Source organism: Halohasta sp. A2 (assembly GCF_056175805.1).
In genome coordinates, this window is the sequence record NZ_JAQFWV010000044.1 from 1 (window position 1) to 26943 (window position 26943).

The following is a 26943-nucleotide window of genomic DNA, read 5'->3' on the forward strand; positions in this document are numbered from 1 at the left end:
ACACTATTGATGTGAGCTCAACAAGATGCTGAAGCATCCCGCCGAATGCGGTTTGGTTGTTCACACACAGACGCATTCAGCGGGATGCCATGATACTCACGCTGTTTCACTGTCTTCGGTAAGAGCCAATTCTATATACGTAGCCCGTGGATAACGAACACCGCCATAGCGTAAGGTATACACGAGACGTTACGCCAGTTCGCCGTCGACCAGTCCCGAATCCGTGATCCGAAACGTGGTTTTCTCGCCCGCGGCTTTGGCTCGGTGTTTTTCGAGCGTCGCTCGGCGGTTACCGCCGCGAAAGCGGTCGAGTCGGACGACGACGCCGGTCCAGTGTTCGAGCGTGTGGCCGCCCAACGCCCGCGTTCGGTCGGTATCGGGGTCGGTAAACACCTGATTCGTAATAACGACTGCGAGATCGTGTTTCCGGGCCAGCGACAGCAGTTGGGTCACCTGTCGGGCGACCGCTCGAAGCGAGTCGCCGCCGTTGGTGTCCTCGCCGCGCTGGAGCCGGTAGAAGCCGGTTGCGCTGTCGAGCACCATCAGGTCGACGTTCTCGGCGAACTCGGCGGCATCCCGCACGGCCTGCTGTTGTTCGTCGAAGTCGACGGCGTCAGTGATGATGAGCCGTGAGGCGACTGTCTCGACGGGTTCGTCGGAGTTGGCCTCGATCAGCTGGCGAAACCGGTCGACAGAGAGCCCTTCGGTGTCGATGTACAACGCCTTGCCACCCGCGGTGGCGACACCGACGGCCGCTGACAGTGCGACGTTGGTTTTGCCCGCTGCCGGCGGCCCGTACAGTTGGGTGACCGTCCCACGCTCGAAGCCGCCGCCCAACAGCTCGTCGAGTGGCCCACAGCCGGTCGAAACTGGCTCGCTCACAGTCTGAGGTAGCAGGGTCGGCGCAAAAGCCCCTCGGTCTCGGTCAGTAGTCGAGTGGCCCCGCGAGTAGTCGATCCACGGCCAGACGATTGTCGGCAATCTCGGTATTGAGCAACTGTTGAGACGGTCACCGATTCTCGACGCCTGACTGATCGATCACCGGTGTGGTTTTGCTGTGTCCGAACCAAGCCTCGGGCGTGATTGTCGTCGCTACCGATGATTTCCGACTCTACCACGAGGCGGTGACTGCCCTCCGTGATCGTGGGGTGGCCTTTACTACGATTCAGTCCGGCGAGCAACTGCCCGGGGCGACGACGGTCGTCATCACCGCCCCCGACGACCCTGTCGACTTCGGGGGAGTCGATCTCTCGGCGTCGGAGATCGGCCACGTCACCGCCGAGGCTGACGAGATCAGCTCGGCCGTCGAAACGGCGCTCTCGACTCTCCGCGGCGGCGACGGTCGAACCGTCATCGGCGTCGACCCCGGCAGCCGTCCGGGTGTTGCCGTGTTGGTCGGCGACACCGTCGTTGCGGCCTTTCAGGTGCCGCTGGCCGAAGTAGTCGACCTGATCGACCGCGAGACGGAGGTCCTCGAAGACCCACTCGTCCGGATCGGCGACGGCGCACGCTTGCAGGGCGCGCAGATCATCAACGACCTCGACGACGTTGCCGTTGAGATAGTCGACGAGTCCGGGACAACTCCCTACCTCGGGGCGGGGGCGCGAGGGATGGGCGACGTGCTCGCGGCGGTTAACATCGCCCGCATCGAGGGCGAGCCGGTCGACTCCTGGGAGATCGAGCCGACAGCGGGCGAGATCCAGCGGATCAAAACTCAGTCGAGAGCGCAGTCGGCGGGCGACCGAACGATTCCCGAAACACTGGCCCGCCGGGTCGCTGCAGGCGAACTCACCGTCGACGAGGCCTTGGAAGTCCACCGGGAGGGTGGGGAAAGCGACAAGACCGCCGACGCCAGCGAGACCGACACGGCGGAAGGCTCTCGCTAAGTGGTCGACATACCGAGTATCCAAAAAGGCGTATTTTGGGGTTCTGATTGGTTCTATCACCCGTACACAGACTAATACACGATGCGGTCGAACGGCTCTGTGCATGGCCGAAGAAACCCTGTTCGAAGTCGAGGGAGCACAGGACCGATCCACCATTGCCGACTATTTCCGACAGTTCGCCGACGGCCTGGAGGGCGAGGGCGAAGTCACCTTCAGCAGCAACGAAAACGAGGCCACTGTCACCGTCCCCGAGACGGCCAAGTTCGAAATCAAAATCGAATCGGAAACCGAAGAGGACGAAACCGAGTACGAAATCGAGTTCGAAATCGAGTGGTCCGATGAAGAAACCGCTGAAACCGAAGAGACGGGCCTCAGTATCCAGGCCGCGGGCGGAGCCGGCCAAGAGGCGACCCCCACGGCCGACGATGAACAGGAGACGATCGACGAGTCCGTCGAGGACGCTGGCGGCGAATCCGATGAGCGTACCGACGACTGAAGCAACCTCAAATAGAAGAGCCCGATCCGCCCGAGGGTCGCAGCGAGGTCGACGCCGCTAAAGACGACGAAGGAAGCCGTCAGACCGACCAGTAGTCACCGTCTACTTTTATATAACTTTTATTCGCGGTCTACTGCGTGTTCGGCCCGGCGCATGATTTCGCCGATCGGTCGACCGGTCTCGCCGGCAACGGCAGCGGCATCGTCGTACTCTGCGCTCACGTCGTAGACCTCTCCGCCGGTCGTCGAGGCGATTTTGACGTCGACGGTGTAGGTTTCGCCATCGACGGTGAGGTTGACCGTTTCGAACCGTCGTTCGGCGGTCCATCGGTGGCCTGCACCGTGTTCACGGATACCGAGCGTGCCGGTTTCGAGCGCCAGTCGGTGAGCGACCTTCTCGGCGTCTTCGGGCCTGCAGATGACCTTCACGAGGTGGCCCGGCCGGGATTTCTTCATTGTGACTGGAAGAATCGAGACATCGCGCGCGCCAGCCGCTTTGAGGGTCTGTTGGAGGCCGCCGAGAAGTTCGGGCGAGGCGTCGTCGAGGTTGGTTTCGAGGACGGTGATCGGTTCACGGGTGAGCCGACTGGCCCCATCGCCAACAGTCGCCCGGAGGACGTTCGGGTGTGAGTCGAACGAGCGGTCGCCAGCACCGTAGCCGGTCGACGCCACTGCCATGACTGGGAGGCAGTCGACGCCCTCGGCGAACTGTGCGAGTATCGCCGCCCCCGTCGGCGTTAGTAGTTCCGCGTCGACCGGTCCGCCTCTAATCGACCAGTCGGCCCGCTCGGCGAGTTCGACGACTGCCGGGGCCGGAATCGGATACGTGCCGTGGCTCATCTCGCGGTGGCCGCCGCCGACAGCAACCGGCGTCGTGACGATCCGGTCGACGTCGAGATTTTCGACCAGCAGTGCAGCCCCGACGATGTCGGCGATGGCGTCGTCAGCGCCGACCTCGTGGAAGTGGATCTCTTCGACTGGCTCGTCGTGCACCGCGGCTTCTGCTTCGGCGAGCAAGCCGAACGTCCGACGGGCTTCGAGGGCGACCGACTGCGGAACGTCCATCGAGTCGACGATGTCGATCACGTCTGCGTAGCTCCGGTGTGGGCCGTGGCCTTCGGCGGGGGTGAGTGTCTGGTCGTGATGGTGGTCCTGAGCATCTTTAGTTTCATCATCGTGGTCGTGGCTATCCTTGTGCTCGTTATGGCCGTGATCGTCGGTCAGGAGTACGTCGACAGTTGTCGCCGAGATTCCGTTTTTGATTGTCGATTCGACTACATATCGGACCGGTAGAGCTGACTCGACGGGAGCGAGCGCCGAGCGATCAGCACCGACGGCCAACAGCGCGCCGAGAATCATATCCCCACTGGCACCCAGCCGACCGTCGAACGCAAGCGTTTGCATACCGCATCTACTGCCGAGGTGGTGAAAAATGTGGTCAGTGAAACCGCGGTGGACGTGGGCCAAATGCCGTTTCTTATCCGGGTGTCTTGATGGTCGCTGTTGGGTCCACAGACGCAGCCCTCACTCTGGATTTCGGATATATACAAAACAACCCTGATAATCAGGCGTATCGTGGGGCTTTTTTAACTCGTCTTGCCAAAATCAAGCCATGAGAAATACGAAAATCGTTTGTACGCTTGGTCCCGCCTCAAGCAACCTGGGAACGATCCAATCGCTCGCCGAGGCAGGGATGTCTGTTGCCCGCCTCAATGCGAGCCACGGGTCGACCGAACACCGCGCGACTGTGATCGATCGTGTTCGCGAGGTCGACGCCTCGATGACTGACTCGGTCGCCGTGATGGTCGACCTCAAAGGCCCGGAAGTCCGAACTGCCGAAATCGACTCGCCGGTCATGCTCGAAACCGGCACGGAGGTCGTTTTCGCCGCGGGCGATACGTCGACGCCCGAGTTTGTCGGACTCACTGTCTCTATTAGCGAGTGCGAGCCCGGCGATACGATCCTGCTCGACGACGGCCGAATCGAAGCCCGCGTTCGACGCGTAGACGGCGAGGAGGTCATCGCCGAGATCATTTCGGGCGGCAAACTCCAGAGCCGCAAAGGCGTCAACATCCCCGGCGTCGACCTCGATATCGAACTCATCACCGAGGGCGACAAAAAGGAACTCAGGCTTGCGGCCGACAAAGGGGCCGATTTCGTCGCCGCGAGTTTCGTCCGGGATGCCGAAGACGTGTACGCGATCGTCGACCAACTCGACGAGTTCGGCGGCGGCGAGATTCCGGTCATCGCCAAGATCGAACGGGCTGGCGCGGTCGAGAACCTCGACGGAATTATCAATGCAGCAGATGGCGTCATGGTCGCCCGCGGGGATCTGGGTGTCGAATGTCCGCTCGAAGACGTGCCGATCGTTCAGAAACGGATTATCAAGAAGTGTGTCGCTGCCGGGGTGCCCGTCATCACGGCGACCGAGATGCTCGATTCGATGGTTCACTCGCGCCGGCCGACTCGTGCCGAGGCCTCCGATGTCGCCAACGCCGTTCTCGACGGCACCGACGCTGTGATGCTCTCGGGCGAAACTGCCATCGGTGACCACCCGGTTCGGGTCGTCGAGACGATGGCCACCATCGTCGAAGGTGTCGAGGCGACCGCCGAGTACACCGAGGATATGGAACAGCAGGTACCCTCGGCCCGCGATCAGTCGCGAACCGAAGCGCTGGCGCGTTCGGCGCGCTATCTCGCCCGCGATATCGGTGCCGAAGCGGTTGTCGCCGCCAGCGAATCCGGCTACACGGCCCGGAAAACCGCCAAGTTCCGCCCGCAGGTTCCGATCGTCGCGACGACGCCAAACGACCGCGTTCGTCGACAACTCGCGCTGGTGTGGGGCGTGATCCCGCGCTACTTCGAGTACCAGGAGAACGTCGAGACGATTCTCGAAGGCAGCGTCCAGGCGGCTCTCGACGCAAACGTGGCCGAAAGTGGCGATACGGTGGTCGCCGTTTCGGGGATGCTATCGAGTCTCGATGGTTCGCAGACGACGAACATGCTCAAGGTCCACGTTGCCGCCGAAAAGATCGCTAACGGCAAACAAATCGTCGGTGGCCGGATCGCTGGCCCGCTCGTCCGACTCGAAGACGGTGATCTCTCCGATGTTCCGGACGGCGCTGTTGTCGCACTGTCGGAGGCGTTCGACGGCGAGTTCGACGGAGACCTCGAGAAGATCGGCGGCATTATTGACGCCCGCGACGAGATGACCGGCTATCCCGCCGTGATCGCGCGGGAACTCGGCATTCCGATGCTCAGCGGGGCGGTCGTCCCCGAGGACATCGAGGACGGACAGGTTCTCAGCATCGATGCCGAACGCGGCGTCGTCTTCGATGGGAACGTCCTTCGGACACCCAAACGGTAGGCCTTTGTGTCGGGCGACGCTTGATCACCCATGAGTCGGGGTCCCACATCCGAAGCCGACGAAGACGACCGCGAGTGGCGGTTTAGTGTCGACGAGGTCGGCGAAGACGCCAAACCAGAACCGGTCGAACCGGAGCCGATCGAACCCGAATCGATCTCGCTCGAACACGCGACGTTCGTCGGAATCGGAATCCTGTTGACGCTGGGAATTATCGCTACCGGGTTTATATAACCGCGGCCAGCGCTCCGAGTTCGGTCGACGCAGGGTATCGCCACCCAAAATCACCGACGCATGGAACTATTAAACGGATCGAACACGTACAGTTAGTATGACACTCGTGGCTCAGTTGGACATCGTAACCCCGGATACGTTGCCGCTGTTGCTCATAACAGCCGGGCTGTTGATCTCACTGGCCGAAGCACTCGCTCCCGGGGCGAACTTCATCGTCGTCGGAATTGGCCTGCTCGGTGCCGGACTGGTCGGCCTGCTCGTGAGTCCCCTCGTTGTGCTTAACCCGTTCCTGCTCGGGATTCTCGTGTTGATTTTCGGCGCGATCGCCTTCTATCTCTACCACGAGTTCGATTTCTATGGCGGTAAGGGCCAACAACAGACCAGTGATTCGGCCTCCTTGCAGGGCAAAACCGGCCGAGTAACAGAGCGTGTGACGCCCGCAGGCGGGCAGGTCAAACTCCAGGGCGGCGGCTTCAATCCCTACTACTCGGCGCGGTCGATGGACAACGAACTCCCGGAGGGAACCGACGTGATGGTGGTCGACCCCGGCGGCGGAAACGTCGTGACCGTCGAGGCGCTGTCGATCATTGAGGACGATATCGACCGCCAGTTGGCGGCTGGCCGCTCGGAGTCCGACGAGCCACCCGAACAGGACGAAACCGCAGCCGCAGAGTTCATCGAAAAGCGGGCCGAAGCGGACACTGAGCCCGAATACGAACGGTAGGGACTATAATTTCGCTCTTGTAAACCTCCGATTAATCGCACTGAGCCAACGCTTATGAGTCTGTCAGCCGAAAGACCGGTATGGAACCATTTGTGTTACAGGCGGCACTCACGGTTACTGCAGTCGGCCTTCTGTTCATCTTTGTGGTCGTCATCACGATCTGGCAAACCGTCGAGATCGTCGACGCCTACGAGAAGAAGGCGCTCACCGTGTTCGGCGAGTACCGCAAACTGCTCGAACCGGGGTTCAATATCATCCCACCGTTCGTCTCTCGGACGTACGCGTTCGACATGCGAACACAGACGCTGGACGTCCCGCGTCAGGAGGCGATCACCCGCGACAACTCACCGGTGACTGCCGACGCCGTCGTCTACATCAAAGTGATGGACGCGAAAAAGGCCTTTTTGGAGGTCGACAACTACAAAAAGGCCGTCTCGAACCTCGCCCAGACCACCCTCCGAGCAGTGCTCGGCGATATGGAACTCGACGACACGCTCAACAAGCGCCAGGAGATCAACGCCAAAATCAGAACGGAGCTCGACGAGCCCACCGACGAATGGGGTATTCGTGTCGAGAGCGTCGAGGTGCGTGAGGTCAACCCCTCCAAGGAAGTCCAACAGGCGATGGAACAACAGACGTCGGCCGAGCGCCGACGCCGGGCGATGATTCTCGAAGCACAGGGAGAACGCCGCTCGGCAGTCGAGAAGGCCGAGGGTGACAAACAGAGCGACATCATCCGGGCCCAGGGTGACAAACAGAGCCAGATTCTCGAAGCCCAGGGTGATGCAATTTCGACGGTCCTCCGAGCGAAATCCGCCGAGGCGATGGGCGAGCGCGCGATTATCGAACGCGGGATGGAGTCGCTCGAACGCATCGGCGAGGGCGAGTCGTCGACGTTCATTCTGCCCCAAGAACTCACCTCGCTTGTCGGACGCTACGGCAAACAGCTGTCGGGCAGCGACGTCCAGGAAAGCGAAGGGCTCGAAGGCAAGGAGTTCGACGCCGAAACCCGCAAAATGCTCGGACTCGACGATATCGACGAAATCCTCGGCGAGATCGATCAGGCCGCCGAGATGGATATCGAACGGCTCGAACAGGAGGCCGAACAGGTCAAAACCGGCGATTCTGGAATCAAGAGCCCCGATGAAGTCATCGAGGAAGCTGACGATGACCTCGACGAGGAGCCGCTGACCGAAACGGAAACCTCACCCGACGGTGGACAGCGAGTCGACCGTGAAACCGAAACAGAACGGTAAGTAGTCAGTTCACAACCGCAAGGAAATGCTGTTATGCGGCTCCTAACGTCCGCTTAGGACGAATTAGGGTCGAAGTACTTTTATCAGTGATGTCCCCTACGGATGGTAGATGGCTGATCCCGTCGACGAACGGAAACGAACAACGCTCCGCCGGTTTGCTGCGCTTGGAGCAGCGACACCCTTCGTAGGGCTGGCCAGCGGAAGGGATCAGGCAATCAATGAATCAGAACAAACGGAGTCTCGAAGTGAGGTTCCGGATGCGATTCGGGGTTATTTGTCGACCACGCCCGGTGCGCATTTCTCGAAGCTCCGCGACGACCTCCAACTCGGCACCGGTGAGACCCAACATCACCTCCGTGCGCTTTCGGAGGCCGAAGCGATCGAGTCGCGTCGAGACGGCGAGTACCGTCGGTTCTTCCCTGCCAATCGATTCTCCAAGTTCGAACAGGTCGCCTTGGGTTATCTACGGCGGCCGACGCCACGAGGAATGCTCATCGAACTGCTCGAATCGCCCGCCGAAACCGGGAGTGCGCTTGCCGACCGACTGTCGGTTTCACGGTCGACCGTCAGCACCTACGCACGGGAGTTGGAGGACGTGGGTCTGCTCGACCGTTCGGACGGCTACGTCGTCGAGCGACCCGAAACCGTGCTGACGCTCTTGATCCGGTTTGCCGATTCGTTCGGCGCAAAAACCGTCGAGTTCGCGTCGGGTGCAGACGAACTCATTCGGTTCGACCGTTCGTAAAATCGAGAACAGTTATTTATTCTGCGTGGTCGTTCGGTGACTCCGAGATGTCGACTTCGCTCTCGGAAGCGTCGGTAACCATCTCGCGAGGGATCACGTCGAGACAGGCGACCCGGTCGCCGCTTTCGAGTTCCATCACGATAACACCCATCGTGTTGCGGCCGACGATCGAGATGCCTTCGACGGGCGTCCGCATTATCTGGCCGGATTTGCTCATGACGATCAGGTGATCGCCCGGACCGACTGTCTCCATTGCACAGACCTGGCCGTTGCGGCTGTTGGTTTTGATGTCGATCAGTCCCTTGCCGTTGCGGGACTGTACTCGGTACTCTTCGATATCCGAGCGCTTGCCGTATCCGTTTTTGGTGACGGTGAGCACCCAACTGTGTCGGTCGGTGTCGACTCCTGCCACACCGGCGACAGTGTCGTCGCCCTGAAGGTCGACGCCCCGAACGCCGCGGGCGCTCCGACCCATTGCTCGCACATCCGCTTCGTCGAACCGGATGGTCATCCCGTCGGCGGTCGCAACGACCAGCGTTCGGTCGCCGTCAGTGACCTCGACGTCGACCAGTTGGTCGCCGTCTTCGAGTCGGACCGCGCGAATCCCCGTTTTTCTGATGTTCTGGAACTCCTCGACGGAGGTGCGTTTGATGTAGCCGTCGCGAGTCACCATCGTCAGATACCGTTGGCCGTCGATCTCGTCGGTCTCGATGTCGTCCATGTTGACGACCGCGGTAAGCTCCTCACCCTGATTGAGATCGAGCAGGTTGACCGCCGACTTGCCGCGGGCAGTCCGGCTCATCTCGGGAATCTGGAAGCCACGAAGGGTGTAGATTTGGCCCAGATTCGAGAAACAGAGCAGATAGTCGTGGCTGTTAGCGACGAACACCGACGACACCGAGTCGCCCTCTTTGAGATCCGAGCCGATGATCCCCTTGCCGCCGCGGTTCTGGGCCGAAAACGTCGACAGCGGCATGCGCTTGATGTAGTCGTCTTCGGACATGACGACGACCGAATCCTCCTCGGGAATAAGGTCTTCGTGAGCGACCGAGCCCGTATCCTCGATGAACGACGTCCGTCGGTCGTCGTCGTATTCGGCCTTGATTTCGAGGAGTTCGGATTCGATAACGCCCAGCAGCTCGGACTCGTTGGTGAGAATCTCAGTCAGGCGTTCGATTCTGGCTTGGACCTCCTCGTATTCGTCTTCGATTTCTCTGGCTTCCATCGAGGTTAGCGAACCCAGTTGCATCGCGACGATGTGTTCGACCTGTGGCTCGGTGAAGCCGAACTGCTCGCGGAGGGCGGCTTTCGCCGCGTCGCGGTCGTCGGCGTCCTGGATCGTCTCGACGACCGCGTCGACGTTGTTGAGTGCGGTCAGTCGACCCTCGAGAATGTGGGCGCGGTCTTCGGCCTCGTCGAGTTCGAACTGCGAGCGCCGACGGACGACCTCGCGGCGGTGCTCAAGGTAGTGCTGGATCGTCTCTCTGAGCGTCAACACCTGTGGCGAGCCGTCGACCAACGCGAGGTTGATCACACCGAAAGTGCGTTCGAGGTGGCTTTCGAGCAGCTGGTTTTTGACGACGTCGACCATCGCATCCCGCTTGAGTTCGATCACGACGCGAATCCCGTCGCGGTCGGACTCGTCGCGGAGGTCGCGAATCCCCTCGAGTTTGCCCTCGTTGACATCGTCCGCAATACGCTCGACAAGCCGGGATTTGTTTTCCTGATACGGAAGTTCGTTGATAACGATCCGGCCTTCCTCCTCGTCGGTCTCGAAGTCGGCCCGGATTCGGACGCGGCCGCGGCCCGTTTTGTAGGCGCTGTGGACGCCCGCTCGGCCGACGATGTTCGCGCCGGTCGGGAAGTCTGGCCCTTTGATGTGGCCCATCAGGTCTTCGACCGTCGCGTCGGGGTTGTTGATCAGGTGAACCGTCGCGTCGATAATCTCGCCGAGGTTGTGCGGCGGGATGTTGGTCGACATGCCGACGGCGATCCCCGACGAGCCGTTTACGAGGAGGTTGGGGAACGCCGACGGTAGGACGTCGGGCTCTTCGAGGCGGTCGTCGTAGTTCGGCACGAAGTCGACGGTGTCCTTGTCGATATCCGCGAGCAACTCCTCGGCGATCGGATCCATCCGTGCCTCAGTGTATCGCATTGCGGCCGGTGGATCGCCGTCGACCGATCCGAAGTTGCCTTGGCCGTCGACGAGCGGATAGCGCATCGAGAAGTCCTGGGCCATCCGCGCCAGCGTGTCGTAAATTGCGCTGTCGCCGTGTGGGTGGTAGTCACCCATCGTTTCACCCACGATCGAGGAGCTCTTTCGGTGGGCCGACCCCGATGAAACGCCAGCTTCGTCCATCGCGTACAGGATGCGGCGGTGAACGGGTTTGAGCCCGTCACGGACATCGGGTAGGGCGCGTCCGGCGATGACAGACATGGCGTAGTCGATATACGACTGCTCCATCTCGTCTTCGATTCGTGCTGTCTCGATACGGGCTGCGTCAACGTCGGGTTTGTCTGGTAGATCTGCACTCATATTAGATGTCGACCCATTCGGCTTCGGTCGCGTGGTCTTTGATAAACTGTTTGCGTGGTTCGACCGCATCGCCCATCAGTACCGAAAACATCCGGTCGGCGGCTGCGGCGTCTTCGATCGTAATGCGCTTGAGAATCCGGTTTTCGGGGTCCATCGTCGTCTCCCACAGTTGATCCGGATTCATCTCGCCCAACCCTTTGAATCGCTGGACTTGGGTTGGGTTTCCATTGCATTTTTCCTCGACGATCCGGTCGCGGTCTTCTTCGGTCATCGCGTCGTACGTCTCGCCACGGTACCGCACGCGGTAGAGCGGTGGTTGGGCCGCGTACACGTAGCCCGCCTCGATGAGGGGTTTCATGTGGCGGTACAGAAGGGTAAGGAGGAGCGTTCGGATGTGTGCCCCGTCGACATCGGCGTCGGTCATGATGATAACCTTGTGGTAGCGTGCCTCGTCGATGTCGAACTCCTCGCCGACGCCCGCGCCGATCGCGGTAATCAGTGCGCGGATCTCGGTGTTTTCGAGAATGCGATCGAGGCGGTGTTTCTCGACGTTGAGGATCTTACCCTTGATAGGGAGAATCGCCTGGTTGTACCGATCGCGGCCCTGTTTTGCACTTCCCCCTGCCGAATCTCCCTCGACGACGAACAGCTCGCTGTCGGCGGGATCACGAGTCTGACAGTCGGCGAGTTTGCCCGGTAAGGCGGTCGACTCAAGCGCGCTTTTCCGGCGTGTCAGTTCCTCGGCTTTCTTGGCGGCTTTGCGGGCCCGTGCGGCCTCGGCGGCCTTGCGGACGACAGCGCGGCCGGTCTCGGGGTTCTCTTCGAGGTAGGTCCGGAGATGCTGGTGGGTCGCGCTCTCGACGATTCCGCGCACCTCGCTGTTGCCGAGTTTGGTCTTGGTTTGGCCCTCGAACTGCGGGTCGGGGTGTTTAACCGAGATCACGGCCGTCAGCCCCTCGCGGACGTCTTCGCCCTTGAGGTTCTCTTCGAGGTCGTCGGTCAGGCCGTGTTCGTTGGCGTAGTCGTTGACGACACGGGTGAGCGCGGTTTTGAATCCGGTGAGGTGAGTGCCGCCTTCACGCGTGTTGATGTTGTTGGCAAAGGCGTGGACCGACCCTTGGAGTTCGTCGGTCGCCTGGATGGCGATTTCGACATGGATGTTCTGGTCGTCGTCAGCAAAGTAGATGACGTCGTCGTGGAGTGCGGTCCGGGTTTCGTTGAGATAGCCGACGAACTCCCGGATACCGCCTTCGTAGATGAACTGCTCGGCCTCCCCGGAGCGCTCGTCTTGGAGGTGGATCTCGACACCGGAGTTGAGAAACGCGAGTTCGCGAAGCCGGTTGGCCAGCGTCGAGTAGGTGAAATCGGTCGTCTCGAAGATCTCGTCGTCGGGCCAAAACCGGATCATGGTACCGGTTGCTTCGTCCTCTGTTGTCGGTCGGACCTTCTCGAAGGCGTCGACTTCGGGTTCACCGTGATCGAACTGGTGTTTCCAGACGTGGCCGTCGCGTTTGACTTCGACTTCCAGCCATTTGGAGAGTGCGTTGACGACCGAAACGCCGACACCGTGCAAGCCACCAGAGACCTGGTAGGATTTGTTGTCGAACTTGCCGCCAGCGTGAAGCACCGTCATGATGACTTCGAGCGCGGGTCGGTCGTACTGTTCGTGGATGTCGACCGGAATCCCCCGGCCGTCGTCGGAGACGGAGACCGAGTTGTCTTCGTGGATCGTCACCTCGATGTGGTCACAGTGACCGGCCAACGCCTCGTCGATCGCGTTGTCGACGACCTCGTAGACGAGATGGTGGAGTCCGCGGCCGTCGGTCGAGCCGATATACATCGCCGGACGCTTCCGGACGGCCTGGAGGCCTTCGAGAACCTGAATCTGTCCGGCCCCGTATTCGTTTTCGCCTGACATAGAACTAGTTTTGTCTAGTTGTTCCCGTGGGATAAAGCCCTCGCACGCGCGGGCGCAACAACTGTGAACCGGCCAGTATGGCATGCCAGTCGGTTGCACGGTACTCCGTTTCATGTGTGTAAACTACAACAGCGTATCGTGTCGACGGGGCTGTCCCCATGCGATCTGGTCGTGTTGCCGTGCCGAACAGGTTTTAATGGCTCCGCAGAAAGCATGCGTATAGAATGACGTCATTCCAGGCAGAACTCGCGGATGAGGGGATCGCCGAAGAGCTGGCCAAAGGCCAGCGAGAGATCTCTATCGCCGAGTTCTTCGAGAAGAACAAGCACATGCTCGGCTTCGACTCGGGCGCTCGCGGGCTGGTCACCGCGGTCAAAGAGGCCGTCGACAACGCGCTCGATGCGACCGAAGAAGCCGGCTTTCGACCCGACATCTACGTCGAAATAACGGAAGTCGGTGACTACTATCGGCTCATTATCGAGGACAACGGGCCGGGGATCACGAAAGAACAACTCCCTAAGGTCTTCGGGAAACTCCTCTATGGGTCTCGATTCCACGCCAGAGAGCAGAGTCGCGGCCAGCAGGGTATCGGTATTTCGGCCGCAGTCCTCTACTCGCAGCTCACCAGCGGGAAACCCGCCAAAATCACGAGCCGAACCCAGGGAGACGACCAAGCCGAGTACTTCGAGCTGATTATCGACACCGACACCAACGAGCCCGAGATTCGCGATTCGAAGTCGACGACATGGGACCGAACCCATGGCACGCGAATCGAGTTGGAGATGGAAGCCAACATGCGGGCGCGCCAGCAGCTTCACGACTATATAAAGCATACCGCGGTTGTCAACCCCCACGCCCGCATCGAACTCAGGGAGCCGGGACTCGACGAACCGCTCAAATTCGAACGCGGGACCGACCAGCTGCCGGCCGAAACAAGCGAGATACGCCCGCACCCTCACGGGGTCGAACTCGGCACACTTCTCAAAATGTTGGCGGCGACCGAGTCCTACTCTGTCTCTGGGTTTCTGCAAGAGGAGTTCACCCGCGTCGGCAAAAAGACGGCCGCGAACGTGCTCGAAGCGTTTCGCGACCGCCACTACGGCCGCGAGCTATCGTGGCCGACCCCCAACCGTAACGTCGACATCACCGCCGCGATCACCGCTGCGGTCTCGAACAAGGGTGCCGATGCCACGCAGTCGTTCGCCAGTGGGATCGAGGCCGTGCTCGAAAACCGTGAGCGAACCGCCCGTTTCGAGTTGGTCGACATCGTCAACAACGTGGCCGAAAGCGTCGAAAACGAGACCGGGCGCACGTTCGGCTCGACGGTGCGAGGCAAGGCAGTCGACGCCGTCTGGGCCGAACTAACCGCCTACGAACCCGACGCGGAGGACGGACGCGATCGGCTCACGCCAGCGATCTACGCACTGGTCGACGAGGCGACGAGCACCCGAAAAGACGACGCGACCGTCCAGGCGCTCGCCGAGCGAATCGTCCGCCGGATCACCAAGCAGTCCGACTCGGGATTCCGATTTACACACAAGGAACTCGATACATTGGTCGACGAGACCGCCGACGCGACCGTCGAGTACGACGACGTGACCGTCGGCGAGACCGCCCGCGAGAACATCCTTGAGTCGCTGTGGGCGGTCTCCCGAACGGTACCGGACGACCCACCAAAGGTGCGAAAGATCTCCGACAGCCGCGATACCGCCAGCGAACTATTGGAGGCGATGCGCGAGACGAACATCCTCGCGCCGCCGACCGACTGTCTGTCGCCGATCACCGCCGACCTGCTCGAAGCCGGCCTCCGAAAGGAGTACGATGCCGATTTCTATGCGGCGGCCACGCGCGATGCGGACGTCCACGGCGGCGATCCCTTCATTGTCGAGGCCGGGATCGCCTACGGGGGCGAACTGAAAGCCGAGGGCAAGGTCGACTTGCTGCGATTCGCCAACCGCGTCCCGCTGGTCTACCAGCAGGGTGCGTGTGCGATCACTGACGTCGTCAAGTCGATCGGCTGGCGCAACTACCGCCTCGACCAGCCCGGTGGCAGCGGCATTCCCAACGGCCCCATGGTCCTGATGGTCCACGTCGCCTCGACCAACGTCCCCTTCACGAGCGAGTCGAAGGACGCGCTCGCGAACATTCCGGCGATCGAAGACGAGATCGAACTGGCGATCCGCGAGGCCGCCCGCGAACTCAAATCCTATCTCAACAAGCGCCGGTCGCTCAAGAAGCGCCAAGAAAAACAGGACGTTCTGAGCCGAATCCTGCCGGAGATGGCTGACAAGGTCGCCGAAGTAACCGGCAGAGAGCGACCCAACATCGAGGGAGCGATGGGCCGCATTATGAACAACCTCTGTATCGACCGCGAGATCGAATCCGGGACCGTCACACTGACGGTCGAAAACTACTCGGACAGAAGCGAATCACCCGAGATCACCGAGATCGTGAGCGTCAAGCCGGGAGATCTCAACGGCGATGCGAGCGTCGTCGACCTCGACGGCGAGTGGTACATCCAGTGGTCGCCCTCGGTGTCGGCCGGCGAGGACGCCGAGCTGACGTACACGGTCAGTGAGACGGCCGACTTCGATATCACGGTCGACGGTGTCGACGACGAGAAACTAACCCTCAACGCCTAACAAGCCAACAATGAGTACACGAACTGACGAAGCACGAGCCCGACAACAGCTCATCGACTTAGCCGCGGAGTTCTACGACCAGTTTGCCGGCGGCCAGATTCCCGAGATGACTCTGCCGACGCGAACGAAAAGCAACATCGAGTACGACACAGATTCAGGAGTGTGGGTCTATGGGGACCGGACCTCCTCGCGGAGTGCGAACTCGGTTCGGGGTGCCCGCAAGCTCCTCAAAGCGGTGTATACCATCGAGTTCCTCGCCCAGCAGTTGGACGAAGATCGCTCTTCTACCCTCCGAGAACTCTACTACCTCTCCGAATCGTGGGACAACACCGAGGCGCACTTCTCGGACCAAGACGAGTCGAACCAACTGATTGAGGATCTCGAAATCGTCTCGGATGTCACCCGCGAGGACCTCCACATGCGGCCCGAAGAGTCCGGTGCGACGTTGATGGGCCCACTGCTCATTCGCGAACAGACACGCCGTGGCGAACGCGAGATCCACTGCCAGGAAGACGTCGGTGAGGGAGGCTACCAGATCCCGAATAATCCCGATACGATCGAGTTTCTCGAAGCCGACATCGATTTCGTCCTCTGTGTGGAGACCGGCGGGATGCGTGACCGCCTAATTGAGAACGGGTTCGACGAGCAGTACAACTGTATGGTCGTCCACCTCAAAGGCCAGCCCGCCCGCGCGACCCGACGAATCATCAAGCGGCTCCACGACGAGCTCGACCTTCCGGTCACGGTTTTCTGCGACGGCGATCCGTGGTCCTACCGAATCTACGGCTCGGTCGCCTACGGGTCGATCAAATCCGCCCACCTCTCGAAGTATCTAGCGACGCCGGAGGCCGAATATATCGGGATTCAGCCGCAGGATATCGTCGACTACGACCTGCCGACCGATCCGCTCTCGGATTCGGATATCAACGCGCTCGAATCCGAACTGACCGATCCACGGTATCAGACCGAGTACTGGACCGAACAGATCGAACTCCAGCTCGAAATCGATAAGAAGGCCGAACAGCAGGCGCTCGCGGCGCGTGGACTGGACTTCGTGACCGACACGTATCTACCGGAACGGCTTGACGCGATGGACGTAATCTGATCGGCAAAGCGTACTACTATCTGAAAAGCAATCGTTCAGTCTGCAGCTCTGGTGTTCACTGTTTTGGACTGCGTATCAACAGTTTGTTCGATGGTGATTGTCGTGTCCTCACCACGTTCGACGGTAACTGTCAGCGTATCGTACTCGAAGCGAACCGTCGTCGTTGGTGTCCCGGAGCCACTGGCGGCAGATGACACCGTTCGTTCGAGCGCCTCGACGTCGATCACACTGCCAACCGGTGGCGTGAGCTCGGTCGCGTCGACACCTTGGTAGGCAGCGAGTTGCTGTGGAAGGCGCACACGGAGTGGTGTCTCGGAAGACATATCTGTACTAGGGGATAGATATATGTAAATTTACGTCGGACATTCGTATGACAGAGGTAGTCGTTCCATCATTATACCGAGGTCCCGGAGTCGGCTGCGGTATCGTCGGCTCGCCGACGGCGAGAGAGCACGGTTTTTATACATAATCGAGGAGAATACCTGACCCTTTAGGGTCAGGATGAATCCGACAATTCCTACACAATCCACCGGCAATGGCAGGGTCGGATATTCCACCGTTCTTAAACCGAACCTTTACAAGAAAAGCGATTATAAGTGTTTATACAGGCGTTTAGAATGCTGAAAGTCCACCGCACCCACCGGGCAAAAATCCTCAACCACGGACAGGTAGAGAACTCGCTCGACCGGCACGGATGGTCGGCCAGCAAACTCTGGAACGTCGCCAACTACCACTCTCGTCAAGAGTGGGACGAAACGGGCGGGATACCCGATCACGGCGACCTCAAAAACGAACTGAAGAGTCATCCAAAATACAAGGGGCTGCACTCGCAGTCCAGTCAGAAAGTTCTGGAAGAGCTTTCTGAAGCCTTCAACTCGTGGTACGAAACGAGCAAGTCTGATGATCGTGCGAACCCGCCCGGCTACCGCAAGAAAAACTACTACGACCAACAGGGCCGTCTTGTCCACGAAGAACACCCGCGTTCGACGGTGACGTGGAAGCAAAACGGCATCAAACACGACACTAAGAACAACCGTGTTCGACTCTCAAAGGGCGCGAATCACAAGGAACACCCGAAAGCATGGGAGTACATTCTTGTCGAATACGAAACCCGTCCCGGCGTTACCGTTGAGAACCTGCAACAAGTTAGGGCCGTCTACGACAAGGCAAAAGCACGCTGGGAACTGCACCTCGTCTGTAAAGACGAGATTGAGACACCCAACGCACCCGGAACCGAGACGGCTGGTATCGACCTCGGTATTAGTAACTTTGCGGCGGTCGCCTACAGCACCGAAGAATCCAGCCTGTACCCCGGCAACCGCTTGAAGCAAGATGGGTACTACTTCCCGAAGGAGATCGCCAAGTGTGACAACTCTGGTGCCGACAAAGCCACTCGATTACACGCGAAATGGTCGGAACGCCGCACTCACTTTTTTCACTCCTTAGCGAAACACATCGTAGAACGGTGTGTCAAAAACGAAGTTGGCCGAATTAACATCGGTGACCTCGAAGGTGTTAGAGAAGATGAAAATGGTGACTCGAAAAACTGGGGTCGACACGGCAACCTTGACCTGCACGGGTGGCCGTTCGACCGCTTTACAAAGATTCTCACATACAAAGCGAAAGTCAAGGGAATCGAGGTGGTGGAAGTTTCAGAGCGTAACACGAGCAAGACGTGTTGCGTCTGCGGTAGTGAAGACGATAGTCAGCGTGTCAAGCGTGGCCTCTACGTCTGTGAGGAGTGTGACGCGGCGTTCAACGCTGACGTGAATGGAGCCGAGAACATCCGTCTCAACATCAACGACAAAAGTAACTCCGAGTCTTCGGCCAGTTTGGGCGAGGATAGGAGTACCGGCTGGTTGGCACAGCCTGGAGTCTACCTTTACGACTTGTCCAGCGGATTCCAACCGCAGGCACAAGTGGTGGACTGCAAACCGTAATATCCCAATCCAGCGGTGCGGTGCCGTGGGATTCCCGCGTCTTCAGGCGCGGGAGGATGTCAATAGTAGGAGCAGCCCCCCCACAAGAGCGACTACCTCGGTCGGATGAGTGACGCCCCAGAGCTGGTAGCTCCGCTCGCGTGCCCGGTCATCGAACGAGCCATGGGCTCCGTAGTCGACCGTATCGTCGAGCGGCTCTCGGAGGTTGTCGACTCTGTCGGGGTCCTCGAGGGAGATGACGAGGATTCCGACGAGCGTGTCGTTGACGTAGGCGGCCGCCGTCGGCGCACTGAAGACGATCGGGGCCATCAGCAACTAGAACCCGACGAAGCCGTTGGCTGTTTGGGGGCCTCGGTGGCGTATGTTGTGGCTGGATTGTTACCCCTTGGCTACCGATCGACCGGGTCGGCGAGAAGGCTTAGGTAGCGGTTCGTGGTAGCCTCCCGGGATGACGCTCCAACAGTCCCTCGAAAAACGGCTCCACGAGACCGCACGGGATGACAACCGACTCCCGGAGAGCCCGCGTGGGATCCACGCCGCCGTCGCCGCGCTCCGCGGCCTCCAGGCGGGGTTCGTCGCAACCCTGATCATGACAGCCTTCCGACTCCCGATTATGCGGTCGCTGCCGCCGTCGGCCAACTTCTGGGCGATGTATGTCGGCCGCGGCGACGTCGACGACTATCCTGGAGTTGGACTCGCCTTACACCTGCTGTATGGGACGGTCGGCGGCGCACTCTTCGGAGGGCTATTCGGGCTACTGTCGGCCGAGCGCGCAATCGAGCCCGAACAACGGGGGATCGTTTGGGGGGCCGTCTTCGGGCTGGTGATGTCGGTGTTCGGCACCCAAGTTGTCCTCAACGGACTGCTGAATACGCGGCTGGAGGCCGACGAAATCGCGCTGTTTCACGCGGGCCATCTCGTCTACGGTATCGCCCTTGGCGCGTGGGTCGGCTCCCGAACCGAGGGTGTCGAAAGCGTCGAGACCGAGTACGATTACGAATCGGACCCGTAGCACTGTAGCGAGACAACAGAGAAACCACAGACTCAGCGAACGATCGACTGCCGAGATCAGTCCTGCAAAACCACCCGAGGCCACGAACGTCATCACGAACTACCAGACGAACACCGCAAAATACTCCCGGCCGCCGCCGAGAAGCGGAGAGACCACGGGATTCGGTTGCGTGCGGAGGACTGCCACACAATCACGGGTAAGCGTGCGTTTGGTTCATAAAACGGTCGAGCAGTCGCATCCCCTGGCTTTCGACTTCACTGATAAGAATCTGCGGAGCAACCGTTTGTTGGGGATTCAGCTGCCGACCCCAAGGGCGACCAGCAGAACACCGATCCCGACGACTGCCGCCAAGCCGATCCAGTTGCGCGTCGTGTCGAGGCTCTCGGGGAGCTGTCGGTGAGCGAATAAATAAACGAAGTAGACACTCAGCGGCGACAGCCGGAGGAGCGAACTCGCCTCGACGTCGAGGCCGTATTCGAGGACGACCGTCACCGCAATCGTCGTGGCAGCGACCGCCGCCGCCACCGCCGTATCTCTCCGTGCGTTGTCGAGATCCATGTGAGTCGACGCTACAGCGATCAGGATATAAAAGGAAACGAAACGGTCGCGTCAGTGAGGCTCAGTCAGGCTTCGTCTTCGAGTTCGTCGGCGAGTTCGTCGGCGTCGAGATCGACGTCTTCGAGGTCGACATCGTCGAGTGCCGCTTCGACGTCCTCGGCACCGCCGAGGCCGCCCATCCCGCCCATGCCGCCGAACATGCCGCCCATGCCGCTGCCGTCGAGGATCTCCTGGACGATCACGCGGTCGACGCCGGTTTTGGCGATGATCTCCTGGGCGATCTGGCCCTTCGACATCAGCCACTGCTGGTTCATCGTCAGCTGGGGCGTCGATTCGATGTAGAGCGTCTCTTTTTCGACCGTCTGGGTCTCGAACTCGGGTTCGGCATCCTCATCATCATCGTCATCATCATCCGAGTCGACGGGGACCTCTTCTTCGACCTCGTCGGTCTCGATCCACAGCGGCGGGGCGTGCTGGAGGTACATTCCGAGCAGGCCCTCGGCTTTGCCTTCTGCGTCTTCGACTTCCTCGAGGACTTCGTACTCGTATTCGAGCTCCTCGCCAGCCAGCGGATGGTTGAAGTTGACGCGTGCGCGGCCGCCGATGATCGTCTCGATGTGGCCATGCTGGTTGTCGATCTGAACGTTCGCGCCGGGGTAGCGATCGTCCTCGTCGATCTTGTCGGCGCTGACCGTCCGAACCTGGTCGGGGTCGTACTCGCCGAAGGCCTCCTCGGCCGAGATGACGACCGAGCCCTCGTCGCCGACTTCGCCGCCGATCAGTGCCTCGTCGACGGATTCGAAGACGTGGCCCTCGCCGATGATGACCGTGCGTGGGGAAAACTCGTGTTGCTCGGTGTCGATACCGGCCTCTTCGGCGACCTCCAGGATCGTCGTGTCGACCACGTCGTCGTCCTCGGTCGTCCGAAGGGTGTAGTCGAGCTTGACGAAATCGCCGTTCTGGAACCCTGTCTCAGTCTCCGATGCAGCGTCTGCAGACTCATCAGCGTCAGCGGCAGCGTCCGCTTCGGCCTGTTCATCACTCATACGCTCACAAACTGTCGATGCACCCTTAAGAAGCACGGTTCGCGGTGGCCAACCCACAGAAGCTTTCCGGATACAGCGGGAGGCCCAGGTATGTACGAAGTCGAACTCAAGCTCCGGGCCAACCACGACGAACTCCGTGAGGCACTGGACGAACTCGGAGCCGACCACGTCGACAGCCGCACACAGAACGACACCTACTACAACGCGCCCCACCGCGACTTCGCGGAGACCGACGAGGCCCTGCGCGTTCGCTATGAGCAGCCCGCAGACGGCGAGTCCGTCACCAAACTCACTTATAAAGGGCCACTTGTCGAACGCGAATCGAAGACGCGAGAGGAACACGAAACAACGGTCGACGACGACCAGGCGCTGACCGGGATTCTCTCGGGGCTCGGCTTCGAGCCTGCGGCGCGAGTCGAAAAGAACCGCGAGTTCTACGCGTTGGATGGCTACACGATCAGCCTCGACAGCGTGACCGGCCTCGGCGAGTTCATCGAGATCGAGCGGGAGGCGACCGAAAACGAGGTCGAGCGTGTTCGCGAAGGCGCGGTCGACCTGCTAGGGCAACTCGGTCTCGATCCAAGCGACCAGATTCGAACCTCGTATCTCGGACTGTTGCTCGACGCGAACGCCGACAAATAATGCCCAGTAGTTATTTTATATCGGACAGAGGTTTCCGCAAGTTATAGCATGCCCGCCTCCGAACAGTCCGATAATGAGTCGGAATATTCAGGTTAGCGAACTCGATCGGCGGGCCGTCGAGGATCAGACGGTCGAGATCGTCGAGCGGAAGGGAATCGGTCACCCCGATTCGATCAGCGACGGCCTCGCCGAGAGCGTTTCACGGGCCCTCTCGCAGCTGTATTTGGATCGTGTCGGCAGAGTCCTCCACTACAACACCGACGAGACCCAACTGGTCGCCGGTCGGGCCGCCCCCGCGTTCGGCGGCGGCGAGGTCATCGAACCGATGTACATCCTGATCGTCGGCCGGGCGACCAAACAGTACGACGGCGAAGAGTTGCCGGTTAACGCCACCGCGCTTGCGGCGGCTCGCGAGTATCTCGCTGCAAACATCCCGGAACTCGAGTACGGCACCGACGTGATCGTCGACGTCAAACTCGGCGAGGGCTCGGGCGACCTCCAAGAGGTCTTCGGCGAGGAGGCTGCGACCGTTCCGATGGCCAACGACACCTCGTTCGGCGTCGGCCACGCCCCGCTGACCGAAACCGAACAGATCGTGTACACGGCTGAAACCCGGCTCAACTCGACGTACGCCGACGAACACCCCGAACTTGGCCCCGACGTCAAGATCATGGGCAAACGCGAGGGCGACCACATCAACATCACCGTCGCCGCCGCGATGATCGACGCCTACATCGCCGACATCGAGGCTTACGCCGCCGCGGTCGACAACGTCGAAGCCTACGTCACCGAACTAGCCGAAGAGATCACAGACAGGGAGGTAAGCGTCGACGTTAACACCGCTGACGATCTCGACGAGGGTTCCATCTATCTCACAGTCACCGGCACTTCGGCCGAACAGGGCGACGACGGCTCGGTGGGTCGGGGCAACCGCGCCAACGGCCTGATTACGCCCAACCGACCGATGAGTATGGAGGCCACCTCCGGCAAAAACCCCGTCAACCACATCGGCAAAATCTACAATCTGCTGTCGACTGAGATTGCCGAATCGGTCGTCGACGAGGTCGACGGGATTCGGGATCTCCAGGTCCGACTCCTGAGCCAGATCGGCAAACCAATCGACAAGCCCCACGTCGCCGACGCCCAAGTCGTCACCGAAACAGGCGTTGCTGTCGCTGACGTCGACGGCGAGATCCGCGAAATCGTCGACCGTGAACTGGCCGATGTTACATCGGTGACCAGGAAGGTCATCGATGGCGAAATTTCAACGTTTTAGCGTGTTCTGACGCTGAATTACCATACAAAAACAGTATTCTTTTGCCTGTTGGTTCGTTGCAGTAGGTAGATGCGTCGTCGACTGAGTGCGGGATCGATCGCCGGTGTCGGCATTGCGACTGCGATCCTGACGTTATCATTTATATCGAGAACGCCGTCACCAGGTGGGTTGGTGTTCGTCTCAGACGTGGTCGTCCCGCTGCTGTATTCGGCGCTGCTCGTCGGAGCGAGCTACTGGGCATGGGCCGACAGATCGGACAGTCAGGCGATGATTCGGCTTGCATTGTGGTGTCTCGGGGGTGCTGTCGTCGGTGGCGGCCTGGAGTTTTTGACACTCTACTCGCAGTTCGAAACCGGCGACGTAATCTCGAAAGAGCTCCAACGAATGAACGCAAGCGTCGGTCTCGGTGCTGTCGTCGGGATCGCGTTCGGATTTTATGACATCGAGCGTCGGCGAACTAAACGCCGCGAATGGCAACTTCAGCGGCAGGTCGACCGGCTCGAAGAGTTCGCTTCTATCGTCTCGCACGACCTCCGGAGCCCACTGACGGTCGCCCGCGGCCGGATGGAACTGCTAACGGCAAGTCACGATCTGGAGGACGAACACGTCGACCAGATCGAGTTCGCCCACGAGCGAATGACTGAAATCATCGACGACTCGTTGGCGCTGGCGCGTGGCGGCCACGATGTCACTGACACCGAACACGTCGAGATCGAGTCGGTGGCAACGAGCGCTTGGCAGACCACTGGCGCGTCATCGTCGAACCTTCAGATCACGAACAGTGAGAGCATTGAAGCCGACCAAGAGCGACTCAAACGGCTGTTCGAGAACCTGTTCCGCAACAGCGTGGAACACGGTTCGACACGTAGTCAGCGCGAAAATCGCGCTGCCGATAGCGTCGAGGAGGGTTCGGGCGACGACGCGTCGACAGACGCTGCTGGCCTCACGATCACGGTGGGAACGTTAGCGAACGGTGTCGGCTTTTTTGTCGAAGACGACGGTGTTGGCGTCCCCGACTCCGTTCGTGATAGCGCCTTTGAGGCGGGAAAAACCGGGTCGGGCTCAGGTAGCGGTCTCGGGCTGGCGATCGTTCGACGGATCGCCGAAGCCCACGGCTGGGAGGTCGGACTCACCGAGTCGGCGAGTGGTGGCGCGCGCTTCGAGTTCCGGACGTAGAACCCCAACCGATTTACTCGGCGGCCGACTGGATTCGGGCGTGACTCGTGTTTGTCTTATCGGGGCCGATGACGTCGACCTCCAGTACGAACTACTGTCCCGTGAGACCTCTCGCAACGCGCTGGCGACCTACCGGCTCAGCCAACCCTACGAAAACGCTCTTGAACTCGAAACGGTGAGCCTCGGTGCGGCAGTCTCATTGCTCAACGATCTCAACTGGTATATCGTCCGTTTCGTCGAGTACGCACTCGTCGGCGAGCCGTCGATCAGCGACACAGAATGGCTCTCTCGGGAGTTGGCGACACAGGTTCGCGACCGGAACCTCCCACCGGAAGAAACCGACCGACTGCTCCGAATTTTCGGTGTCGAAGCCAACCGCCTGGTCGAGCCGATGTATGTAACTCGGGTGGCCGACTCGGTGCCCAGCTACGATCTCCGTGATGTCGACGAGACGGTCACCGTCCGGGTAGCCGAATCCGAGTTCGGCGGGTGATTTGTCGCGCTGTTTAGTTCACCGGAGGGGCTGTCACTCTGGCCGAGCGACAACCGGTTCGCCAACCCGTCTCGGTGTACCTCTTTCCCGTCCAATCGCTGTGCGCAATTCCATTTATAAATGACTGCTGGAGGATCTGATCTACGCGGATATCACCAACGAACTTCGGCGCGGTCGCCCTCCTGATCTACGTATCGAAACGACCATCGACGACCAGACTCGACCTGTCCGGTCGGACACGCGGAACTCAGCGGGACGGTGAGTTCGACACCAGCTATCGGGGCTCGGGCAGGTCGGTTGGGACGTGAAGCGAGACCACGGTGCCGCGTGGCTCGTTTGCTGATTGGTTGACCGAGCCCCCAAGCGCCGTTACCGACCAGTACAGCAGCCAGAGGCCGATGCTGTCGGCGTGATTGAGCGGTGTTTCGTTGCCCTGTTCGATCACGGTCCACTCCGAATCGGGGATTCCCGGACCGTCGTCAGCAATCTCGATGGAGGCAGTCTCACTGTCTGCGGCTGGGTCGACGGTGATCGAGATCTGCGGCGAATCGCGGTCGGAGTGGATGACCGCGTTTTCGATGGCCTCCTCGACGGCGATGCGGAACACGTTCCAACTGGGGATCCCGCAGTCGGTCGCGGGAATTGTCGTCTCGAAGACGGCCGCCGGATACTGCTGGCGGAACTGGTCGACCACCCCCTCGAGTGCTGAAAGGGGCATGGCGACACCCTCGTCGGTACCTGCGAGGATGTTCTGCAGCGCACTCGTTCGATCACTGATCCGTTGGAGTGCGCTCGTCCGCTCGCGAATCGTTTCGATTGCTGCCGTACGGTCGGCCTCGCTGAGGTCGGTCTCCAACAGATCGGTGTAGCCCTCGATCACGTTGAGCGAGGTCCGGAGATTGTGCCGGAGGATCCGGTTCAGCACGGTCACCACCTGCTGTGTGAGTCGTGTGTCGGTGATATCCGGCTCGATGGCGACGAAATGGGTGACGGTGCCCTCGTCGTCGGTGACCGGGACGATCCGCTGGTGGGCTCGGTACAGCTCGCCGGATTTGGTCCGATTGGTGAGTTCGGCCTCCCAGTTGTCGCCAGCGCTGATCGTCTCCCACAGTGCCTCGTAGAACGCCTCGTCCTGTTCTCCCGAGTTGAGTATCTGTGGGGTAGTTCCGACCGCTTCGGCGGCCGAATACCCCGTTACTTGCTCGAATGCCGGATTGACGTACTCGATTGTTCCTTGAGTGTCGGTAATAAACATCACTTGGTCGGTGATCTCGGCATGGGTCTCGAACAGCAGTTTTTCGGCCTCCGAGAGCTTTGTCTCGGAGATGTCTTCTTGGAATCCCAGAAAGTGCGTCGCCTCTCCGCCAGCACCCCCAATCGGCGAGATCGTGACCCGATTCCAGAACAGCGAGCCGTCCTTGCGGTAGTTTCGCAGTTCGACAGTGACGGGCTCTTCGGCCGCAATCGCTTCGCGGAGTCGGGCCACTGGCTCCTCGCGGGTCGATTCGCCCTGGAGGAACCGACAGTTGCGGCCGATTGCCTCGGCCGCCGAGTAGCCCGTGAGGTCGACGAACGTGTCATTGACGTAGAGCAGCGGATTGTCGCCCGCCGCTGCGGCGATGGTCGTACCGATCGGTGACTGGCTGGCCGCGCGCTCGTACACTGAGCGGTGGGCTTCGGCATCCATCGAGAGGTTCACGAACGCGGTCTGAATCCGTTGCTCGCTGTTCCAGTTGCGCTGCGAACTCAGCGCGATCACCTCCTGAGATGCTCCGTTTATCGCAAGACAGCTCCCGTATTGAATCACTTACATAACAAATTCTCCTGTCTGAGTCGCTGAACTGCCGAATTTCTAGATACAGACATTGCAGAAGCACCCAAACCAGACTATCCAG

Annotated in this window: 24 protein-coding genes; 15 read left to right on the top strand and 9 right to left on the bottom strand. The window is 60.3% G+C overall.

The genetic code is table 11. The features are described 5' to 3' along the window. Positions 1 to 189: 189 nt before the first annotated feature. Positions 190 to 882, bottom strand: coding sequence for a DNA repair and recombination protein RadB (gene radB / locus O2S87_RS12395; RefSeq protein WP_475409101.1), 693 nt, complete (start codon positions 880 to 882; stop codon positions 190 to 192). Between the two features lie 197 nt (positions 883 to 1079). Here radB and O2S87_RS12400 point away from each other — a divergent pair, with 197 nt between their 5' ends. Beyond that, positions 1080 to 1886 (top strand): hypothetical protein, encoded by an 807-nt coding sequence (locus O2S87_RS12400; RefSeq protein ID WP_475409102.1) that lies wholly within the window; start codon positions 1080 to 1082, stop codon positions 1884 to 1886. Positions 1887 to 1989: 103 nt separating this feature from the next. Beyond that, the gene (locus O2S87_RS12405) at positions 1990 to 2382 is read left to right on the top strand and encodes an amphi-Trp domain-containing protein (protein WP_475409103.1); all 393 of its coding nucleotides are present in this window, start codon (positions 1990 to 1992) and stop codon (positions 2380 to 2382) included. A gap of 119 nt (positions 2383 to 2501) precedes the next feature. Here the strand turns inward: O2S87_RS12405 and larC are convergent, their stop codons facing one another. Further along, positions 2502 to 3785, bottom strand: a complete 1284-nt coding sequence (gene larC / locus O2S87_RS12410) for a nickel pincer cofactor biosynthesis protein LarC (RefSeq protein WP_475409104.1) — start codon at positions 3783 to 3785, stop codon at positions 2502 to 2504. A gap of 208 nt (positions 3786 to 3993) precedes the next feature. Here larC and pyk point away from each other — a divergent pair, with 208 nt between their 5' ends. The 5 genes from pyk (at position 3994) to O2S87_RS12435 (ending at position 8704) form a co-directional block, all read left to right on the top strand. Continuing rightward, on the top strand, positions 3994 to 5748 hold the full coding sequence (gene pyk / locus O2S87_RS12415; RefSeq protein WP_475409105.1) for a pyruvate kinase: 1755 nt from the start codon (positions 3994 to 3996) through the stop codon (positions 5746 to 5748). A gap of 30 nt (positions 5749 to 5778) precedes the next feature. Next, the gene (locus tag O2S87_RS12420) at positions 5779 to 5979 is read left to right on the top strand and encodes a DUF7312 domain-containing protein (RefSeq protein ID WP_475409106.1); all 201 of its coding nucleotides are present in this window, start codon (positions 5779 to 5781) and stop codon (positions 5977 to 5979) included. A 97-nt stretch (positions 5980 to 6076) separates the two neighbouring features. Then, positions 6077 to 6703, top strand: coding sequence for an NfeD family protein (locus O2S87_RS12425; protein ID WP_475409107.1), 627 nt, complete (start codon positions 6077 to 6079; stop codon positions 6701 to 6703). Between the two features lie 80 nt (positions 6704 to 6783). Further along, positions 6784 to 7959, top strand: a complete 1176-nt coding sequence (locus O2S87_RS12430) for an SPFH domain-containing protein (RefSeq protein ID WP_475409108.1) — start codon at positions 6784 to 6786, stop codon at positions 7957 to 7959. Positions 7960 to 8068: 109 nt separating this feature from the next. Further along, the gene (locus O2S87_RS12435) at positions 8069 to 8704 is read left to right on the top strand and encodes a winged helix-turn-helix transcriptional regulator (protein WP_475409109.1); all 636 of its coding nucleotides are present in this window, start codon (positions 8069 to 8071) and stop codon (positions 8702 to 8704) included. Between the two features lie 16 nt (positions 8705 to 8720). On the opposite strand, the gene gyrA is transcribed toward O2S87_RS12435, so the two are convergent. Next, positions 8721 to 11240, bottom strand: coding sequence for a DNA gyrase subunit A (gene gyrA / locus O2S87_RS12440; RefSeq protein ID WP_475409110.1), 2520 nt, complete (start codon positions 11238 to 11240; stop codon positions 8721 to 8723). A gap of 1 nt (position 11241) precedes the next feature. Beyond that, positions 11242 to 13158 (bottom strand): DNA topoisomerase (ATP-hydrolyzing) subunit B, encoded by a 1917-nt coding sequence (gene gyrB / locus O2S87_RS12445; protein ID WP_475409111.1) that lies wholly within the window; start codon positions 13156 to 13158, stop codon positions 11242 to 11244. Between the two features lie 224 nt (positions 13159 to 13382). Here gyrB and O2S87_RS12450 point away from each other — a divergent pair, with 224 nt between their 5' ends. Together O2S87_RS12450 and O2S87_RS12455 are read left to right on the top strand one after the other, a co-directional pair. Then, the gene (locus O2S87_RS12450) at positions 13383 to 15800 is read left to right on the top strand and encodes a DNA topoisomerase VI subunit B (protein ID WP_475409112.1); all 2418 of its coding nucleotides are present in this window, start codon (positions 13383 to 13385) and stop codon (positions 15798 to 15800) included. Between the two features lie 10 nt (positions 15801 to 15810). Further along, a complete protein-coding gene (locus O2S87_RS12455; protein ID WP_475409113.1) occupies positions 15811 to 16905 on the top strand; it encodes a DNA topoisomerase IV subunit A in 1095 nt (364 codons plus the stop codon). Between the two features lie 35 nt (positions 16906 to 16940). Here O2S87_RS12455 and O2S87_RS12460 read toward each other — a convergent pair whose 3' ends face one another. Next, entirely contained in the window at positions 16941 to 17228 is a 288-nt protein-coding gene (locus O2S87_RS12460; protein WP_475409114.1) for a HalOD1 output domain-containing protein, read from the bottom strand. Positions 17229 to 17522: 294 nt separating this feature from the next. On the opposite strand from O2S87_RS12460, the gene O2S87_RS12465 reads away from it, so the two are divergent. Then, entirely contained in the window at positions 17523 to 18845 is a 1323-nt protein-coding gene (locus O2S87_RS12465) for an RNA-guided endonuclease InsQ/TnpB family protein (RefSeq protein WP_475409115.1), read from the top strand. Between the two features lie 42 nt (positions 18846 to 18887). On the opposite strand, the gene O2S87_RS12470 is transcribed toward O2S87_RS12465, so the two are convergent. Then, on the bottom strand, positions 18888 to 19154 hold the full coding sequence (locus O2S87_RS12470) for a hypothetical protein (protein ID WP_475409116.1): 267 nt from the start codon (positions 19152 to 19154) through the stop codon (positions 18888 to 18890). A gap of 139 nt (positions 19155 to 19293) precedes the next feature. Here O2S87_RS12470 and O2S87_RS12475 point away from each other — a divergent pair, with 139 nt between their 5' ends. Further along, a complete protein-coding gene (locus tag O2S87_RS12475; protein ID WP_475409117.1) occupies positions 19294 to 19857 on the top strand; it encodes a DUF6789 family protein in 564 nt (187 codons plus the stop codon). Positions 19858 to 20151: 294 nt separating this feature from the next. Here O2S87_RS12475 and O2S87_RS12480 read toward each other — a convergent pair whose 3' ends face one another. Together O2S87_RS12480 and O2S87_RS12485 are read right to left on the bottom strand one after the other, a co-directional pair. Beyond that, entirely contained in the window at positions 20152 to 20415 is a 264-nt protein-coding gene (locus O2S87_RS12480; RefSeq protein WP_475409118.1) for a DUF8049 family protein, read from the bottom strand. A 65-nt stretch (positions 20416 to 20480) separates the two neighbouring features. After that, the gene (locus O2S87_RS12485; RefSeq protein WP_475409119.1) at positions 20481 to 21461 is read right to left on the bottom strand and encodes an FKBP-type peptidyl-prolyl cis-trans isomerase; all 981 of its coding nucleotides are present in this window, start codon (positions 21459 to 21461) and stop codon (positions 20481 to 20483) included. A 90-nt stretch (positions 21462 to 21551) separates the two neighbouring features. On the opposite strand from O2S87_RS12485, the gene cyaB reads away from it, so the two are divergent. The 4 genes from cyaB to O2S87_RS12505 all read left to right on the top strand — a co-directional run bounded on the left by cyaB (position 21552) and on the right by O2S87_RS12505 (position 25048). Then, positions 21552 to 22103: a class IV adenylate cyclase gene (gene cyaB, locus O2S87_RS12490; protein WP_475409120.1), complete on the top strand. Its 552-nt coding sequence runs from the start codon at positions 21552 to 21554 to the stop codon at positions 22101 to 22103. Between the two features lie 73 nt (positions 22104 to 22176). After that, complete coding sequence (locus O2S87_RS12495) at positions 22177 to 23379, top strand: methionine adenosyltransferase (RefSeq protein WP_475409121.1); 1203 nt, start codon at positions 22177 to 22179, stop codon at positions 23377 to 23379. 69 nt (positions 23380 to 23448) lie between these two features. Beyond that, positions 23449 to 24555 carry a sensor histidine kinase gene (locus O2S87_RS12500; protein WP_475409122.1) on the top strand — a complete coding sequence of 369 codons (1107 nt, stop codon included), beginning with the start codon at positions 23449 to 23451 and terminating at the stop codon, positions 24553 to 24555. Positions 24556 to 24595: 40 nt separating this feature from the next. Further along, a complete protein-coding gene (locus O2S87_RS12505) occupies positions 24596 to 25048 on the top strand; it encodes a DUF5804 family protein (RefSeq protein ID WP_475409123.1) in 453 nt (150 codons plus the stop codon). A 274-nt stretch (positions 25049 to 25322) separates the two neighbouring features. Here O2S87_RS12505 and O2S87_RS12510 read toward each other — a convergent pair whose 3' ends face one another. After that, complete coding sequence (locus O2S87_RS12510) at positions 25323 to 26855, bottom strand: PAS domain-containing protein (RefSeq protein ID WP_475409124.1); 1533 nt, start codon at positions 26853 to 26855, stop codon at positions 25323 to 25325. Positions 26856 to 26943: the final 88 nt, after the last annotated feature.

Bases quoted from the DNA above. Each gene is read 5' to 3' on its own strand.
- gyrA (WP_475409110.1), bottom strand. From the start codon at position 11,240: ATGAGTGCAGATCTACCAGACAAACCCGACGTTGACGCAGCCCGTATC.
- O2S87_RS12475 (WP_475409117.1), top strand. From the start codon at position 19,294: ATGACGCTCCAACAGTCCCTCGAAAAACGGCTCCACGAGACCGCACGG.
- cyaB (WP_475409120.1), top strand. From the start codon at position 21,552: ATGTACGAAGTCGAACTCAAGCTCCGGGCCAACCACGACGAACTCCGT.
- gyrB (WP_475409111.1), bottom strand. From the start codon at position 13,158: ATGTCAGGCGAAAACGAATACGGGGCCGGACAGATTCAGGTTCTCGAA.
- O2S87_RS12470 (WP_475409116.1), bottom strand. From the start codon at position 19,154: ATGGCCCCGATCGTCTTCAGTGCGCCGACGGCGGCCGCCTACGTCAAC.
- O2S87_RS12495 (WP_475409121.1), top strand. From the start codon at position 22,177: ATGAGTCGGAATATTCAGGTTAGCGAACTCGATCGGCGGGCCGTCGAG.
- larC (WP_475409104.1), bottom strand. From the start codon at position 3,785: ATGCAAACGCTTGCGTTCGACGGTCGGCTGGGTGCCAGTGGGGATATG.
- O2S87_RS12420 (WP_475409106.1), top strand. From the start codon at position 5,779: ATGAGTCGGGGTCCCACATCCGAAGCCGACGAAGACGACCGCGAGTGG.
- O2S87_RS12430 (WP_475409108.1), top strand. From the start codon at position 6,784: ATGGAACCATTTGTGTTACAGGCGGCACTCACGGTTACTGCAGTCGGC.
- O2S87_RS12480 (WP_475409118.1), bottom strand. From the start codon at position 20,415: ATGGATCTCGACAACGCACGGAGAGATACGGCGGTGGCGGCGGCGGTC.
- O2S87_RS12455 (WP_475409113.1), top strand. From the start codon at position 15,811: ATGAGTACACGAACTGACGAAGCACGAGCCCGACAACAGCTCATCGAC.
- O2S87_RS12465 (WP_475409115.1), top strand. From the start codon at position 17,523: ATGCTGAAAGTCCACCGCACCCACCGGGCAAAAATCCTCAACCACGGA.
- O2S87_RS12460 (WP_475409114.1), bottom strand. From the start codon at position 17,228: ATGTCTTCCGAGACACCACTCCGTGTGCGCCTTCCACAGCAACTCGCT.
- O2S87_RS12435 (WP_475409109.1), top strand. From the start codon at position 8,069: ATGGCTGATCCCGTCGACGAACGGAAACGAACAACGCTCCGCCGGTTT.
- O2S87_RS12500 (WP_475409122.1), top strand. From the start codon at position 23,449: ATGCGTCGTCGACTGAGTGCGGGATCGATCGCCGGTGTCGGCATTGCG.
- O2S87_RS12405 (WP_475409103.1), top strand. From the start codon at position 1,990: ATGGCCGAAGAAACCCTGTTCGAAGTCGAGGGAGCACAGGACCGATCC.
- O2S87_RS12425 (WP_475409107.1), top strand. From the start codon at position 6,077: ATGACACTCGTGGCTCAGTTGGACATCGTAACCCCGGATACGTTGCCG.
- pyk (WP_475409105.1), top strand. From the start codon at position 3,994: ATGAGAAATACGAAAATCGTTTGTACGCTTGGTCCCGCCTCAAGCAAC.
- O2S87_RS12485 (WP_475409119.1), bottom strand. From the start codon at position 21,461: ATGAGTGATGAACAGGCCGAAGCGGACGCTGCCGCTGACGCTGATGAG.
- O2S87_RS12450 (WP_475409112.1), top strand. From the start codon at position 13,383: ATGACGTCATTCCAGGCAGAACTCGCGGATGAGGGGATCGCCGAAGAG.